The organism is Streptomyces sp. NPDC040718, from assembly GCF_055593565.1.
This window is the reverse complement of record NZ_JBVIXO010000006.1, coordinates 273,125-289,562: the sequence shown is the minus strand read 5'-3', so window position 1 is coordinate 289,562 and position 16,438 is coordinate 273,125. Positions and strand designations below refer to the sequence as shown.

The window sequence follows — 16,438 nt, the reverse complement described above, 5'->3', positions numbered from 1 at the left end:
GCTCAGCCGGCCACGGCCGCGGAGGAGGTGCTCCCCGAGGCGCCGCGGGCGAGGGAGGCGTGCGTGATCCGCCCGATGTGGGTGACGAGTTCACCGACGGACATGGCGAGGATCGCGTCCATGTCCTTCTCCGCGAGGAAGCCCATCAGGTCCACCCCGGCGCCGTAGCGGTGGTGCAGCGCCTCGGCGAGGGCGACGAACTCGATGCTCTCCAGGGCGAGGTCCTCGTTGAACGTCGTCTTCATCGTGACCTCGTCCGCGAGCAGGTACTCGTCGCCGACGATCTCCACCAGCATGCCGGTGATCTCGGCGAGGATGTCATTTCCCATGGCGTGTCTCCGTGAGGTGGAAGGGGACGGTGGGCGGTGTGCCGTCGTGGGTCCAGGCGACGACGTGGCCGGGCGGCGAGGATCCGAGCAGGGTGGTGCGCACCGGGTACGGGTGGCCGTCCGGGGACCGCACCAGCAGGCAGCCGTCCCCGGAGAACGGGTCGCCGTCCGGGTCCGCGGACACCCGCCACTCCCGCGGCCGGCCGCCGAGCCCGCTGCCCCCGGCCTTGGCGGCGGCCTCCTTGGCGCACCACAGGGCGGTCAGCGCGGCAGGCAGGCCGCCGGCGCCGCCGCGGGCGCCTGCCGGGGCACCGGCGAGTGCCTCGGCGAGGGCGAGTTCTCCCGGCCCGAGGGCGACGCGGACCAGCGCGTCCGGGTCGGCGGCCACCGGCTCCACGTCGATCCCCACCGCCCGGCCGGGACGGGCGAGGGCGACGGCGATCCGGTCCTTGTGGGCGATCGTCAGCCGGTACCCGGAGGCGAGCGGCCCCAGCGCCAGCGGACGGCCCGCCGGATCGTTGCCGACCGGCACCTCCGCCGGGAACACCGGTCCGGCACCGCCGTCCCACAGCAGCTGCCGCAGCGCGTCCTTGGCCGCGATCCGGCCGAGCAGCCAGGGCCCCCGGGCACGCGGCGACAGCCGCTCGTACGCCGCCCGCTCGGCGGCCCCCAGGTAGCGGCGCATCACCAGCTCCTGCGAGGCGGGATCGCTCCAGCGCCTGCGGGCCAGGCACCAGCCGCCGGGCTGCGGTTCGCCTATGCCGCACACCTCCGGGGTGAACTTCATCGGCCAGACGCGTTCGTCGGCCCCGAACCGGCGGTAGGTCCACCCCTCGATCCGCGCCCACACCCCGCCGTCCGGCCGGCGCAGCTCGACGTCCCCGCGCACGGTCACGTCCTGGACCTCGCGGACCCGGGCCGTGGCCCGGACGAGCCCGTCCGCGGCCGGCGGCGGGCCGCAGAAGCGGACGCGGTCCACGGTGGCGGGGAACACCAGCCGGTCCACGGGCAGGCTCAGCTGCATCCAGTGCCCGAACAGCTGGCCCGCCGCGTCGAGCAGGGCCCCCGGGTCGGGGAGCGCCCTCAGCACCCCCTCGATCCCGTCCGAGCCGACGGTCCGCACCTCGTGCACGCCGGCGAAGCGCGGCCCGTGGAACATCCACCGGTCCCGGTAGAGGGCGGCGGCGCTGACCGGAGCGGGCCGCGGGTCGCACAGGGGCGAGGTGTCGGGGGCGGGCGGCGCCCCGTACCGCTCGCCGAGCAGGACGACGACCGAGGCATACTCCGTACTCTCTCCGATCGCCACCCGGAACCGGCCGGGGCCCTCGCGGCGGACCAGGACCTCGACGTCCAGGGCCGGTTCGACGGGCAGCCAGCGCAGGGCGCGCACGTCCTCGTAGCCGGTCACCGTCAGACCGGCGGGCGCGTACCGCCGGGCGGCGTCGGCCGCCAGCTCCAGCATGGTGGTCATCGGCACGACCGGGAACCGGTCGGAGTCCTCGGGCCAGCCGTCGGGCTGGAGGTACACGCAGTGGTCCCGTACGCCGGGCAGCGCGGCGAGCGAGAGCCGCAGGGTGTACTTCCCCGTGGCCCTTCCCGAACCGCGGGGGGCGGACCCCGTGCCGGGTCCCGTGCCGGGTCCTGTGCCGGCCCCCGTGCCGGACCCCGTGCCGGGCCGCTTGCCGGGGTGTGCGCCGGACTCCGTGCCGGGTCGTGCGGCGGACCGTGTCCCGGGCGCCGCTCCCGTGCCGGGGTGTGCGCCGGACCGTGTGCCGGGCACCGTGCCCGGGCCCGTCCCGGGGGGCGTGCTCGGGCACGGGCCCGTACCGGGGCGGGGGTCGGGCACGGAGGGTTCCGGTGGACGTGAGGCCGTCCACGCCTCGGTGACGCTGCGCGCGGCGGAACGGGTGTCGTCGAGGACGGAGTCGAGGGCGGACAGCAGGGCCGGCCGGACCCGCGGGGCGGCGGTGGCCGGACCGGAGCCGGGGGCCGTGCCCGCGGTGAGGAGCCCGCTCAGGGAGGCCCGGGCGGCATCGCCGAGCCGGACCAGCGGCGATCCGAGGTCCAGGCTCATCCCGCGCACCCCCGCCCCGGCCGGCACCGGCCGGGACCCCGGCCGGCCGGCGCCGGCGGGTGGCACCGGTGCTCCGTCTCCGGGCCGGGCCGGTGGTGCTTCGGCCTCGGCCCGCGCTGCGGGAGCATCGAGTTCGGCCCGGGCGGGTGGTGCTTCGGCCTCGGCCCGCGCTGTAGGAGTACCGAGTTCGGCCTGGGCCGGTGGTGCTTCGGCCTCGGCCTGCGCTGCGGGAGCATCGAGTTCGGCCCGGGCCGGAGACGCTTCGGCCTCGGCCCGTGCTGTCGGAGCACCGAGCTCGGCCCGCGCCGTCGGCGTACCGGCCCCGGCCCGCGCCGCGGGCGTGCCGGTACCGCGCTCCGGCAACGGCATACCGGACCCGGCCCGCGCCGCCGGTACCCCGGATCCGGCCCGCGCAGCGGAGGCGGCGGCCAGCAGTTCCCAGCGCGGCTCGTGCCCCGCCGCCCAGAGCGCGGCGCAGGTGCGGGTCAGCGAGGCCAGGCCCGACAGGCGGGCGGAGGAGGTGGAGACGGCCAGGTGGGGCCGGTCGCGGAGGGTGTCCTCGACGAACCCCGGCAGGCTGCCGGGGCCCAGGGCCACGAAGCTGCGGACGCCCTGCTCCTCGTACAGGCGGAGCGTCAGCTCGCGGAACCGCACCGGTTCCAGCAGGTGGCGCACCACCAGGTCCCGTACGTCCCCCGGCGCGGCCGGGAACGGGGCGCAGGTGGTGGCCGACCACACGGGGACCGAGCCCGGCTCCAGCGGCAGCCGCCCGAACGCGGCGCGGACCTGGCCGAGGTAGGGCTCCCACATCGGGGTGTGGAAGCCGGAACGGAACGGCAGCTCCTGCCCCAGGACCCCTTCGCCGCGCAGCCGTCCGACCGCCGAGGCCACCTGTTCCGGGTCGCCGCAGACCACCGACTGGTGCGGGCAGTTGTCATGGCTGACCACCACCGCGTCCAGCCCGTGCAGCGCCGCCCGCGCCCGGCCGGCACCGCAGCCCAGGGCCGCGTACACCAGGTCCGGGACCTTGAGGGAGCCGGGCCGCAGCGAGTCGAGGAAGGCGTCGGCCGCGTCCTCGGGGTACATGCCGGCGGCCACCATGGCCGCCCACTCGCCCAGGCTGTGGCCCGCCAGCACGTCGGCGCCGATCCCGAGGGCGGGCAGCACCCGGGCGTGGAAGCGGCCCGTCGCGATGGCGTCCAGGGCCCGCTCGATCAGCGAGCCGCCCCGGGTCAGGCGCGGCCGGTCCATGCCCAGCCGGTCGGCGACGTCGTCCAGCACCGGGGCGAACTCCGGCTCCAGGCCCGGGAACAGGAACGCCACCCGGCCCCCCAGCGGCTCGGGGCTGAACCACACGTCCCCCCGCCCCCGCCAGGGCCGGCCCCGCGCCACCGCCTTCGCGGCCAGCGCGAGCCGCTGCGGCGTCGGCCCGGCCACCGCGACCCGGCACGGCCCGTCCCCGCCGGACTCCGGCGAGGGCGCGGCCAGCAGGGCCGACAGCTCCGCCGGGGTGTCCGCCGCCAGCAGCAGTACGCCGCCCGCCGCGCCCGCCCCCACGGGCGCGGCGGCCCCGCCCCCCAGCGGGACGAACCGGCGCACCGGGGGAGCCGCCCGCCCGGTGGCCGGAGCCTCCTCCAGCACCACGTGCGCGTTGATCCCGCCGAAGCCGAAGGCGTTGACCCCGGCCCGGCGCGGGGCCGGCCCGCGCTCCCACGGACCGGCGGCCGTCACCGGCCGCATCCGGGTCCGGGCCAGGTCCGGGTGCGGATCCTCCAGGTGCAGGGTCGGCGGCAGCACCCCCTCGTGCACGGCCAGCGCGGCCTTGATCAGCCCGGCCATCCCGGAGGCCTGCATGGTGTGCCCGAGCGCCGACTTGACCGACCCGAAGCCGATCCCCGGCCCGGCCGCCGCCCCGGGCGGCCCGAACACCCGGGCCAGGGTGTCCAGTTCGGCAGCGTCCCCGACGGGGGTACCGGTACCGTGCGCCTCCAGCAGCCCCAGAGCCCCCGGCGCCCGCGGGTCCAGCCCGGCCTCCCGCCAGGCCCGCTCCAGCGCCCGCACCTGGCCCGCGACGAGGGGGCTCATCAGGCTCGCCGCCCGGCCGTCCCCGGCCACGCCCGTGCCCCGGACCACCGCGTACACCCGGTCGCCGTCCCGCTGTGCGTCCGCCAGCCGCTTCAGCAGCACCACCCCGGTGCCCTCGGACAGCAGGGTCCCGTCGGCCGCCCGGTCGAAGGGGCGGATCCGCTCGCTCGGACTGAGCGCCCGCAGCTGCGTGAACACGCTCCACAGCGTGGCGATGTGGCAGTGGTGCACCGCCCCCGCGACCACCGCGTCGCAGCGTCCGGACGCCAGCAGCCCGACCGCCTGGTCCACGGCCAGCAGCGAGGAGGCACAGGCCGCGTCCAGGGTGTAGGCGGGACCCCGGAAGTCCAGCCGGTTCGCGGTCCGGGCGGCGGTGAAGCTCGGCACCAGGCCGATCGACGCGTCCGGCCGCTCCGGGCCCAGTGCCTCCTGGAAGGCGGACCTCACCTCCGCGATCCGCCGCTCGCCGAGCTCCGGCGCCAGCTCCCGCAGGGTCTGCGCCAACTGGTGCGCCGTGCGCACGCGCTGGTCCAGCCGGGCCGTGGCCACCCCCATGAACCCGCCGCGCCCCAGCACCACCCCGATCCGGGACCGGTCGGCCGGCAGCCGCTCCTCGCCGCCCGCGTCCGCGACCGCCTCGGCCGTCGCCCGCAGAGCCAGCAACTGGTCCGGCTCGGCCCCCTCCACGGCCGCCGGCATGATCCCGAACCGGGTCGGGTCGAAGCCGGCCAGGCCATCGACGAAGCCGCCGCGCCGGCAGTAGAACCGGTCGCCGGCCACCGGGCCGGAGGCTGCGGCCGGGTCGTAGTACACCTCGGGGTCCCAGCGCTCCGGCGGCACCTCGCCGATGCAGTCCGTCCCGGCGAAGATGTTGCGCCGGTACGCCGGCAGGTCGCCGGCGCCGGGGAACACCGCGCCCATCCCGACGATCGCCGCGTCGGTCGGACGCGGGCCGCGCCCCAGCCGCTCACTCATCGCCCCGCCCCTCCTCCGAGGCGGCCGCCAGGACCACCTGTACGTCGTCCCCGTGCGCGAGTTCCGCGAGGAACGCGGCGGTCCCGGCCTCCGGCGCGATCAGCGGGATCCCGCGCCGGGCGTACACCCGCTCCAGCTCCGGGGTGACCATCCCGCCCGCCTCCGCCGCCCAGGGCCCCCAGTCCACGGACAGCACCCGGCCCGGGAAGGACTCCGACCAGGCGTGCGCGAGGGTGTCGAGGGCGTCGTTGGCGGCGGCGTAGTCGCTCTGGCCCCGGTTGCCGTACACCCCGGCGACACTGCCGAACAGGGCCAGGAACCGGGGCGCGGGCCACTGCCCGTGCTCGGCGGCGGCCGCCGCCAGGTGCCGGGCGCCGGCCGCCTTCACGGCGAACACCTCCGCGAAGTCGGCCGCCCGCTTCTCGCGCAGCAGCCCGTCCCGCAGCACCCCCGCGCCGTGCACGATCCCGTCGAGCCGGCCGTGCCGGGCGCGTACGTCCGCCACGACTGCCCGTACGGCCGCCCCGTCCGTGACGTCGGCGCGGTGGTAGCGGACGGAGGCCGCCGCCCCGGCGAGGCCGTCCAGCACGGCCCGCACCTCCCGCGCGGCGAGGATCCGGGAGGCGGCCGCCTCGATCTCGGCCGGGGTGCGCAGCCCCGAGGCGATCAGCGCGGCCCGCAGCGCCACCCGGTCCCGCGCCTGCCCGAACGCGTCCTCCCCGGGCGGCGGTTCGGGCGTACGGCCGAGCAGCTCGACGTGGCAGCCGGTGGCCCGGGCCAGCGCGAGGGCGGTGCGGGCGGTGATCCCCCGCGCCCCTCCGGTGAGCAGCACCACCGAGTCCGGGCCCAACGGCAGGGCCCGCCCGGACGCCTCCAGCGCGGCGGGCACCGCCCGGCGGGCGAAGCGGGTGCCGTCCGGGGCGTACCCGACGGAGGCGCCACCCCGCTCCGCGGCCTCGCAGGCCAGCTCGGCCAGGAGCAGCCGGGCCGTCTGCTCGGGGTCCTCCTTGGGGTGGACCTCCACGGCGCGGACCAGCGTGCCGGGGAACTCCGGCGCCGCGGCGCGGGCGAACCCGTGCAGACCGGCCCCGGCCGTCCCCGGCGCGGGCGCGGTGACCAGCAGCAGCCGCCCCGCCCCGCCGGCCAGAGCCTGCCGCAGCCCCTCGAAGGCCCCGGGCAGCACCGGCTCGGCCCCGGCCCGCAGCGCGGAAAGGTCGACGATCCCGTCGAACCCGGCCTCCGCTCCGGCCAGGAGCCGCACCTCGGCACCCCGCTCCCGCAGCGCGCCGCCGAGGGCGAGCGCGAGTCCCTGGCCGTCCTCGACGACCCCGATCCGCAGGCCCCGCAGGGCCTCCGGATCCCCGCCGGCCGCCGCCACGGGCACCGCCTCCACCCGCAGCCGCGCGAGCGGGGCCGATGCCGGCTCCGGCGCCCGCTCCGGTTCCGGGTGCGGGTCAGTGGCGGGGCCGGGGGCGGTGCGGGAGACGATCCAGTCCACGATCCCGCGCAGGGTCTTGATCCGGGACAGCTCCTCGACGGCGGAGCCGGTGGCGCCGCCCGGCTCCCGCGGGAGGCCGATGCGGTCCGCCAGGGCGCCGATGATCTCCACCCGCTTGATGGAGTCGATGGACAGGTCCGCTTCCAGGTCGAGTTCCGGGTCGAGCATGTCCCGGGGGTATCCCGTCCGGGTGTGGACGATCTCCAGGACCGCGTCCATCACCTCCTCGGCCGTACGCGGCGCCCCGGGGGCGCCCTGATCCGCGACGAGCACCGGTACCGGCACCGGTGCGGGCGCGGCGCCGAGGCCGGTACCGCTGCCGGTGCCGGCGAACAGCTCGCCCGCCAGGCCCTCCGCCGCCCCCGCCCCGCCGGGCACGGGGGCCTGCGCGCCCAGGTACCCGAGCAGCACGGCCCGCTGCGCCTCGACCAGTTCGCGCGTCCCGCGCAGGTACTCCAGCACCGCCTCCTCGCGGCGGTCCCCGTCCCCCGGGGCCCGTACCGGCGCGGCCGGTTCCACCCGCCGGGCCGGCCGCAGCCCCCCGGCGACCGGCGCCCCGTCGGCCGTACGCACCAGGTGCCCGTCCACCAGCCAGCCCGGCCGGGCCGGCGGCCGCTCCGGCAGCCGCCGGGTCCGGCCCCGGAACAGGGCCGCCGGGTCCACCGGCACCCCGGCCGCGGCCAGTTCGGCCAGCGCCGTGACCAGCCGGACCAGCCCGTGTTCGCCCGGCACGTCCAGCGGGACCACCGTGTGCGGGCGTTCCCCGAGGATCCGGCCGACCAGCCCCGACAGCACCCGGCCCGGCCCCGCCTCCACGAAGGTCCGCACCCCGGCCGCGTACATGGCCTCCACCTGCTCCGTGAACCGCACCGGCTCCGCCACCTGCCGGGCCAGGAGCTCCCGTACGGCCTCGGCGCCCGCCGGGTACGGCCCGGCGGTGGTGTTCGACCAGACCGGTACGGCGGCCCCGGCCAGCTCCGTGGCGGTCAGCTCGGCGGCCAGCGCCCCGGCCGCCCCCGCGACCACCCCGCTGTGGAACGCGCAGGCCACCGGGATCGGCTCCGCCGTCAGTCCCGCCGCCCGCAGTGCCTCCACCGCCGCGGAGACGGCCGCCGTCGGACCCGAGACGACGCACTGCCGGGGTGCGTTGTGGTTCGCCACCACGCACCCGGCGCGCTCGACGGTCTCCCGCACCTCCTCCGGGGCCGCCGACACCGCCGCCATCGACCCCGGATCCGCCCCGGCGGCGGCCAGGATCGCCTCGGCGCGGCGCGCGCTCAGCCGCAGCAGCCCCGGCGTGTCGTACACCCCTGCCGCCCACAGCGCGGTGAGCTCACCGTACGAGTGCCCGGCCACGCAGTCCGGCCGTACGCCGAACCGCCCGAGCAGCAGGTGCGCCGCCGCCCCCGCCAGCCCCAGGGCCGGCTGGGCCACCCGGGTGTCGGTGACCGCCGCCCGCTGCGCCGCCCGCCCCCCGGCGCCGAAGGCCGCCGGCGGGAACATCGCCGAGACCACCGCCCCCGGCGCCCCGTCCAGCAGCCCGCGCAGGGCGGGGAACGCCGTGAACAGCTCGCCCAGCATGCCCGGCCGCTGACTGCCCTGCCCGGGGAACAGAAATGCCACCTGCCCCGGGCCGGCCGTCTCCTCCCGTACGTGGACCCCCGCGCCCGGCTCGAACGCCCGGGCCCGCTCCAGCCGGACGGCCAGCTCGTCCGCGTCGGCGGCCACCACCGCGACCCGCACCGGGCCCGACCCCGCCGCGGCGGCCTCCGCCGCCAGGTCCCGCAGGCTCCACGGCCGCCCGGCCGCGTCGTTCTCCTCCAGCCGGGCCGCGAGCCGGGCCATCGCCCGGCCCGCCGCCCGGCGGTCCTCGCCGCGGAAGCAGAACAGTTCGGCCGGCCACTCCTCCAGCCCGTGCCCCGGCTCGTCCGCCCCGGCGTAACCGGCCAGCACCGCGTGGTAGTTGGTGCCGCCGAAGCCGAACGCGCTGACCCCCGCGATCCGCCGCCGGGCCGGCAGCGCCCACGGCCGGGCCCGCTCGTCGAAGAAGAACGGGCTGGTCCCCTCCTCCCAGGCCGGGTTGGGCGCGTCGATGTGCAGGGTGGGCGGCCGCACGCCCGCGTGCACCGCCCGCGCCGCCTTGATCAGCCCGGCCAGCCCGGCCGCGCACTTGGTGTGCCCGAGCTGCGACTTGACCGACCCCAGGGCACAGGACCCCGGCGCCGCACCGGACGCGGTGAACAGGTCCGTCAGCACGGCCAGTTCGGTGCTGTCGCCGACCACCGTGCCGGTGCCGTGCGCCTCGACCAGACCCACCTCGGCCGGGGAGACCCCGGCCCGGGCGTAGGCCCGCTCCAGCGCCCGGCGCTGGCCTTCGGGCCGGGGCGCGGTCAGGCCGAGCGACCGGCCGTCGCTGGCGGCGCCGACCGCCTTGACGACCGCGTACACCCGGTCGCCGTCCCGCTCCGCGTCCGCGAGCCGCTTGAGCACCAGCACGCCCACGCCCTCGCCGAGCGCGATCCCGTCGGCGGCCGCGTCGAAGGGCCGGCAGCGTCCGCCGGGGGACAGGGCGCGGACCGACGAGAACATCAGGTAGTCGTTGATCCCGTTGTGCAGGTCCGCGCCGCCGCACAGCACCATGTCGCTGTCCCCGTCCCGGAGCTGCCGGCAGGCCAGGTCCAGGGCGGCCAGGGAGGAGGCGCAGGCCGCGTCGACCGTGCAGTTCGCGCCGCCCAGGTCGAGCCGGTTGGCGACCCGGCCCGCGATGACGTTGGCGAGCACCCCGGGGAAGGAGTCCTCCGTCAGCCGGGGCAGCTGCTCGTCCAGGCCGTCGGGGACCGAGCCCAGGTAGCCGGGCAGCAGCGACCGCAGCCCGTACGCGCCCGCCAGCTCGGTACCGGCCTCCGCCCCGAAGACCACCGAGGTCCGGGAGCGGTCGAACTCCCGCTCCCGGCCGTAGCCGGCGTCCCCGAGGGCCCGCGCGGAGATCTCCAGGGCGAGCAGCTGGACCGGTTCGATTCCGGCGAGCGAGGCGGGCGGGATCCCGTGGGCGAGGGCGTCGAAGGGCACCGGGCCGAGGAAGCCGCCCCAGCGGGAGGGGGTGCGCTCGCCCGCGCGGGCCGGGTCGGCGTCGTAGTACAGCGCCGGGTCCCAGCGTTCGGCCGGCACCTCGGTCACCGCGTCCGTGCCGTCCAGGATCCGCGCCCAGTAGCCGGCCAGGTCGGGGGCGCCGGGATAGGCGCACGCCATCCCCACGATGGCCACGTCCAGCGGGTCCGCCGCGCCCTCCGCCGGCTCCGGGGGCGCCGCCAGCTCCCCGGCCCGCCGGTCCAGGAGCCGGGTCGCCCCTTCCGTCACCTGCGCGTGCAGCGCGGCCACCGTCGTGACCCCGGAGCGCAGGGTGGCGGCCTGCCCGAGCATGAACAGCCCCTCGGCATACTGCTGTTCCGCACCGACCGGTTCCAGGCCGGGGGCGTCCGGGGCGCGGCGCAGGCCCTTGCTCGCGATGCGGAGCCGGCCCAGGTTGAGCCGCTCCAGCTGCTCCCACACCTCGCGCTGCGGGGTGCCGTCCCGCTCCAGCCGCCGCCGCGCGGCCCCGAAGGCCTCGGCGTACGGGGTCGCCGCGCAGCGGGTGGCGTGCCCGGGCGCGGTGTGCAGCAGCACGGTGTCCGCGCACTCCACCGCCGTCCGCTGGAAGACCGGCAGCACCGCCCCGCAGGCCACGGCCTCCTCGGTGAACAGGTAGGCGGTGCCCATCAGCACGCCGATCCGCGCGCCCCGTTCGGCCAGCGGCGCGGCGGCGGCTACGGCCATGGCCGCGGAGCGCGCGTCGTGGATGCCGCCCGCGAACAGCACGTCCAGGGCCCGCGGTTCGGGACAGGCGAGCAGCCGTTCGATCTGCTCCTCCCACAGCGGGAACGAGGCGCGCGGCCCTACGTGCCCGCCGCACTCCATCCCCTCGAACACGAACCGCCGCGCCCCCTCGGCGAGATACCGCTCCAGCAGTCCCGGCGACGGCACGTGCAGGTGCGTCCGGATCCCGGTTGCCTCCAGCGGGGCCGCCTGCGCGGGCGTGCCGCCCGCGATGACCGCCCACGGCGGGCGGGCCCCCGCCACGGCCGCCAGCTGCTCCCGCCGCAGTTCCTCCGGGGCGAAGCCCAGCAGGCCCACGCCCCAGGGGCGGTCCCCGAGCCGTTCGGCCGTCTCGGCCAGGAGGGCGCGGACGTCGGGGCCTTCCATGACCGCGAGCGCGAGGTACGGCACACCGCCCCCGGCGGCCACCGCCTCCGCGAAGCCGGCCCGGTCGCTGACCCGGGTCATCGGCCCCTGCGCCACGGACAGCGGGCGCTCCAGCGGCCGGGCCCGTACGGCGGCCGCCAGGTGCCCGGTGACGGCCGCCCGCACGGCCCGGAGCACCCCGCCGGCGGTGCGGTGGCGGGCGGCCAGGCGGGCCGCCGAAGCCCCGTCCTGGCCGACGGGCAGCAGCTGCGCCCGCAGGCCGCGGGCGCCCAGCAGTGCGGACACCGGACCGGTGGGGGGTGCGGGCAGGTCGGGGCGGGCGAACACCCGGTATCCGTCCAGGAGCCGGGTCTCCGAGCCGTCCATGGCCCGCAGTGCCGCGGCCACTTCGGGGGGCAGGGCCTCCTCTCCCTCGGCGGTCAGGGCGAGTTGTGCGTCGAGCACCACCCCGCGGGCCCCGCCCGCCACGGCGGCGGCGGCCGTGTGCGGGCCGATCCCGCCCAGGGCCAGTACGGGCACCCCGGGCCCGGAGTCCGCGAGGAGCTGCTGGAGCAGTACGAAGGTGGTGGCCCCGCCCACCCGGCCGCCGGCCTCGTGGCCCTTGGCGACCAGCGCGGACACCCCGGCGGCGACGGCCGCCCGGGCCTCGGCCCGGCCGGTGACCTCCGCCCAGATCCGGGGCCGTCCGGGCGCTGCGGCCCAGGCCGCCACCTGCTCGCGGGTGTGGCCGGCCGGGTCGGCCAGCAGCACGGTGTCCACCGCGGACGGCAGTTCGGCGGGCCCCGTCGGGCACCCCGGGGGAACCCGCACCCCGTAGCGGCCGCTTCTTCCGCCGCCCGCTCCGCCCGTGTCTCCCAGCCGGCGGGCCAGCTCGGCGAAGGCGTGCCGTGCGGCGTCCGGGTCCCGGCCGAGGTCGAGCAGGCCGAGGGAGCCGGCGCGTTCGGCCGCGGTCACGATCGCCGGGTTCGGCTCCTCGAACGGACTGACCGCGACGACCAGTTCACGGGCGGTGGCCTGCGCGGCTGCGGACTGCGGGTGCGGGAGGGTCACGAGCGCTCCTCTTCCAGTGCTGTGTGACATGGCGCAGTACGGGGTGGAAGAACGGGGGAGAGCGATGAGACGAGGGCGGTGCCGATCACACGGGTGGCGCCGGGCGCGGCCCCGTCCCGGACCGTGTCCTTCGGACCAGGCCGGGCCCGAAAGACACGGCCCAGCGGCGCGACCGGCTTGAACCGTGGTCAAACGCCCGGACGCCGCGATGCATCGTGCGGGGGGCGCCGCACACTGTCAACAGCCATACGGAATACGCTGCTTCGCCCCGCCCGGACCTCCGGCGCACCCGGCCGCCGCTCCGCCCGGGTCTGCCGCGAACCCGCGCCCCGCCGCTGGCCTGCGCCTTTCCCGGCCGGGCGGACAGGCCCCGCGCACGGGACCGCGTACGGCGTCCGACCGGGCTCATGCCGCCCGGGCATGTCTTGCCGCCGAGCCGGTATGGAGCCGCCCCCGGACCCGGCGGCAGTTGTTCACCCACCAGCCCTTACAGGTCCATGCCCACGCCGTTACCGTCCGGTCATGACCCCCACCCTCGCGCAACTCCGCTACCTCGTCGCCGTCGCCGACTGCCGGTCCATCACCGGCGCCGCCGCCTCGGTCTTCGTCGCGCAGTCCGCCCTGTCCCGGGCGGTCCAGGCCATGGAACGCGACCTCGGAGTCGAACTGCTGGCCCGCCGGGGGAGGGGGGTGGACCTCACACCGGAGGGGGCCCGGGTCGTCCGGCTGGCCCGTACCGTGCTCAACGCGGTCGAAGCCATCGACGACATAGGAACCCCGCACGGCAAGGACTCACGGGCCGCGTTCACCCTCGTCACCACCCCCACCCTCGCGCTCGACCTGGCCACCGACCTGATCGCCGGCTTCACCGGGCGCCACCCCGGCGTGGACATCCGGCTCCAGCACCACGACAGCCGTGAGGCCCTCGTCGAGGAACTCACCCAGGGACGGGCCGAACTGGCCCTGGTCGACCTGCCCGTGGACAAGGAACTGTCCACCCATTTCATCCAGGAGCGCGAGGTGGTGCTGATCTCCCCGATCGGCACCCGGCTGCCGAACCCCGTCCCCCTCCGCATGCTCGACGGGCTCCCCATGGTCCTGCCCACCCCCGGAACCGGCCGCCGCACCGAGATGGAGGCCATGTTCAGCTGCATGGGCGTCCGCCCCGTGCCCTCCCTAGAGGTCGACGAACGCCTCGCCTGGGTGACGGGTGTGACGGACGGCCGCGGCTCCCTCATCTGGTACCGGGACGTGGTGGCCAGAGCCTTCGGCAGCAGGGCGGAGATCCGCTCCTTCACCCCGGCCCTGCTGCGCCCGGTCGGTATCGCGCACGCCCGCCGCCCGCTGAGCCGCGCGGCCCGCGCCTTCATCGCCCACGCCGGCCACAAGGCGCCGGTGAGGGAACCGGAGCGCTGAGCCGCGGGCAGCCGTGGGTATGCCGGGACGGCATTGAACGATGCTCGAACGGGGGTCGTCCGGGGCTGGCGCTGCCCGGCGCCGCCGCCTCACATGGTCCGCATGACCGGACTCCTGACACCCCCGAGGGCCGCCGCCCTGGCGACCGCCGCCCTCGCCGTGCTCCTGCCCGCGGTGGCCTGGATGGCGGACGCCACCGCGTCCCCGGCGCCGTCCGCCGTCCCGGCGGCCGCCCCCGCCCCCGAGAAGAAGTGCACCCTGCCCGGCGGCATGACCGAGATCAGCGGCCTCGCGATGAGCCGCAGACACCCCGGGGTCTTCTACGCCGTCAACGACAGCGGCAACACCAACCAGGTCTTCGCCATCGACTGCACGGGCGCCACCGGAGTGCTCAAGGCCACCCTCACCGTCTCGGGCGTCGGCAACACCGACTGGGAGGGCCTGGCGATCGGCAAGGACGCCGCGGGCGGCCCGGCCGTCCTGGTCGGCGACATCGGCGACAACTTCGCCGGCCGCGCGGAGATCACCGTGCACTCCTTCCCCGAGCCGGAGCGGCTCGCCGACGCCGCCGTCACCCCGGTGACGTACCGCTTCGCCTACGCCGACGGCAGGCACGACGCCGAATCCCTGCTCGCCGACCCCGCCACCGGCCGGATCCTCATCGCCAGCAAGCTGATCGGCGCAGCCGGACAGCTCTACCAGGCCCCGCTCCCACCGGTCACCGGCCAGGTCAACACCCTCACCCCGGTCCGCCCCGGCCCGGTCTTCGCCACGGACGGCGCCTTCTCCCCGACGGGCGCCTCGTACGTGCTGCGCAGCGGGGGCCCGCTGGGCGCCAACACGGCCTCGGTCTACGACACGTCGGGCACCAAGCTCGCGGACGTGCCCCTCCCCGCCCAGTCGCAGGGCGAGACGGTGACGTACGCGGACTGCGCGCACCTCCTGGTCGGCTCGGAGAACGACCCGCAGATCTGGCAGGTCACCCTCCCCCCGGAAGCCACCCCCGGCTGCGGCACCACCCCCACGCCGACGCCCACGCCGACGCCCACGCCGACCCCGACGCCCACACCCACCCCCGGTGACCTGAAGCTCGCCAACCCCGGCCCCCAGACGTGCAGGTTCAACCAGTCCTGCACCGTCCAGCTCACCGCCACCGGCGGAAAGCAGCCCCTCCGCTTCGCCGCCGCAGGCCTTCCCTGGGGCCTGAACGTGGACGCCGCTTCGGGCCGCATCACCGGAAAGCCCTGGAGCACCGGCACGGCACAGGTCACCGCCACCGCCACCGACTCCGCCGGAGCGAGCGCGGGCACGTCCTTCGCCCTCACCGTCAACTGGTTCTGAGCCGGCCTACCGGTACTGCTTCCAGGGCAGCGGTCCCTCACCGTGGTAGCGCCCGAACCGGGCCCCCTTCGGCAGGTACGACCCGACACCGTCCACCGTCCGGGGATCTCCCGCCAGGAAGGCCCGTACGATACGTGCGGCCTGGCGGGCGGGGGCCTCCTCGGTGACCGCGATCTCCGTGCCGAACTCCTCGGCGCGCACGTACCCGCCGCCCGGCTGCTCCTGGTCGCGGAAGAAGCAGATCAGCACCTGCCCGGGGTACTCCGGGTCCGTGCACACGTGGCCCAGCTCGCACGACCAGCGCTCCGGCCACCCGGTTTCGACGCGCAGTCCGTCGAGCACCAGCCGCGAGACCGTCTGCGCCGGCCACTCCCAGCCGCCGTCCCGGCGGGCGCGCTCCAGCTCGGCGTCGTACTGGGCGGCGTCGAAGCGGTACTCGGGCAGCTGGGGGACCCCCTCCTCGGCCGTGTCCCAGGTCCACACGACCGTGTCGCCGTCGCGCCGCAGCGTGAGGTACAGCAGGCCGTGGCAGCCGCACCACCGCTCGGCGAAGTCCACCGAATGCGGCCTGTCGCCCACCGACAACGGCCCGTCGGGCAGCAGCCAGTCCCGGGGGTCGCCGCACCGGGCGCCGTAGTCCTCGTCGTCGAAGGCCTCCTCGATCACGTCCACCCCGTCGATGAGCGGGCGGATCTCAAGGTCCCCGGACCTCACGATCAGGCGTAAGACGTTCAAGTCCATGGTCATCGCGCCAGGCTGACGTCCGGACGCCCCGGATGTCACCCGGTTTTGGCAGCCGCCCGCGTGCCGTATAGTTGATCTCGCACCCGCCGCCGCGAAACACGGTGGAGGGGACATGCGTTGGTGGTCCAAGGAAAGACACCCCACTTCCCGTGGGGGAATGCAGGTGCAAGGCCTGCCCAGCGCTCGACCGAAGGCCCCGGTCTCCTCGCGGAGACCGGGGCCTTTCTGTTTCGCCGGGCCCGGTGCTACGGCTCCTGGAGCACGGAGAGGACGTTGCCGGCCGGGTCCGTGAACCAGGCGATCTGCGGGCCACCCGCGTCACGCACGACGCCCTTCTCGTCGTGCGTGAAACCGGGGTACCGCTCGAAGCGGACGCCGCGGCGGGTCAGTTCCTCGACGGCCGCGTCGATGTCGTCGACCGGGAAGTTGAGCACCGTGAAGCCCGCCGGTGCGTGGTCGGGCTTGGGGTACACGAGGATCTCGGTACCTCCCGCGATGTGCAGGGTCAGCATGCCGTTCCCCTCGCTGACCCGCACGCCGAGGATCTCGGCGTAGAACTCCCTCGCCTGCTGGAGGTCGTTCACGGCGAACCCGCTGTATGCCTTGGTGTTGGTGAACACGCGCCGTCCTCTCCCGTGCCCCCGTGTCAGGGCGCTACGAGTGTTCCCCAGCGAGGCCCGGACACCG

General features: G+C 76.8%; 7 protein-coding genes. 2 read left to right on the top strand and 5 right to left on the bottom strand.

Annotation, left to right across the window (positions count from 1 at the left end; translation table 11 throughout):
• Positions 1-2 precede the first annotated feature (2 nt).
• Genes ACZ597_RS18260 through ACZ597_RS18250 form a run of 3 tightly spaced genes read right to left on the bottom strand, consistent with a single transcriptional unit; the run spans position 3 to position 12,250 of the window.
• The gene (locus ACZ597_RS18260; RefSeq protein ID WP_471330843.1) at positions 3-329 is read right to left on the bottom strand and encodes an acyl carrier protein; all 327 of its coding nucleotides are present in this window, start codon (positions 327-329) and stop codon (positions 3-5) included.
• On the bottom strand, positions 319-5,463 hold the full coding sequence (locus ACZ597_RS18255) for a beta-ketoacyl synthase N-terminal-like domain-containing protein (RefSeq protein WP_471330841.1): 5,145 nt from the start codon (positions 5,461-5,463) through the stop codon (positions 319-321). The genes ACZ597_RS18260 and ACZ597_RS18255 overlap by 11 nt, the downstream gene beginning before the upstream one ends.
• Complete coding sequence (locus tag ACZ597_RS18250; RefSeq protein WP_471330838.1) at positions 5,456-12,250, bottom strand: SDR family NAD(P)-dependent oxidoreductase; 6,795 nt, start codon at positions 12,248-12,250, stop codon at positions 5,456-5,458. Before ACZ597_RS18250 ends, ACZ597_RS18255 begins: the two co-directional genes overlap by 8 nt.
• 522 nt (positions 12,251-12,772) lie before the next feature.
• Between ACZ597_RS18250 and ACZ597_RS18245 the strand changes: the two genes are divergently transcribed.
• Positions 12,773-13,666, top strand: coding sequence for a LysR family transcriptional regulator (locus tag ACZ597_RS18245; RefSeq protein ID WP_471330835.1), 894 nt, complete (start codon positions 12,773-12,775; stop codon positions 13,664-13,666).
• 102 nt (positions 13,667-13,768) lie between these two features.
• Positions 13,769-15,007: a putative Ig domain-containing protein gene (locus ACZ597_RS18240; RefSeq protein ID WP_471330832.1), complete on the top strand. Its 1,239-nt coding sequence runs from the start codon at positions 13,769-13,771 to the stop codon at positions 15,005-15,007.
• 6 nt (positions 15,008-15,013) lie between these two features.
• Here ACZ597_RS18240 and ACZ597_RS18235 read toward each other — a convergent pair whose 3' ends face one another.
• Both ACZ597_RS18235 and ACZ597_RS18230 read right to left on the bottom strand, forming a co-directional pair.
• A complete protein-coding gene (locus ACZ597_RS18235) occupies positions 15,014-15,754 on the bottom strand; it encodes a hypothetical protein (protein ID WP_471330829.1) in 741 nt (246 codons plus the stop codon).
• Between the two features lie 242 nt (positions 15,755-15,996).
• Positions 15,997-16,371 carry a VOC family protein gene (locus tag ACZ597_RS18230; RefSeq protein WP_471330826.1) on the bottom strand — a complete coding sequence of 125 codons (375 nt, stop codon included), beginning with the start codon at positions 16,369-16,371 and terminating at the stop codon, positions 15,997-15,999.
• Positions 16,372-16,438: the final 67 nt, after the last annotated feature.

Coding starts and splice junctions, on each gene's coding strand:
- ACZ597_RS18260 (WP_471330843.1), bottom strand. CDS start 329: ATGGGAAATGACATCCTCGCCGAGATCACCGGCATGCTGGTGGAGATC.
- ACZ597_RS18255 (WP_471330841.1), bottom strand. CDS start 5,463: ATGAGTGAGCGGCTGGGGCGCGGCCCGCGTCCGACCGACGCGGCGATC.
- ACZ597_RS18245 (WP_471330835.1), top strand. CDS start 12,773: ATGACCCCCACCCTCGCGCAACTCCGCTACCTCGTCGCCGTCGCCGAC.
- ACZ597_RS18240 (WP_471330832.1), top strand. CDS start 13,769: ATGACCGGACTCCTGACACCCCCGAGGGCCGCCGCCCTGGCGACCGCC.
- ACZ597_RS18235 (WP_471330829.1), bottom strand. CDS start 15,754: ATGACCATGGACTTGAACGTCTTACGCCTGATCGTGAGGTCCGGGGAC.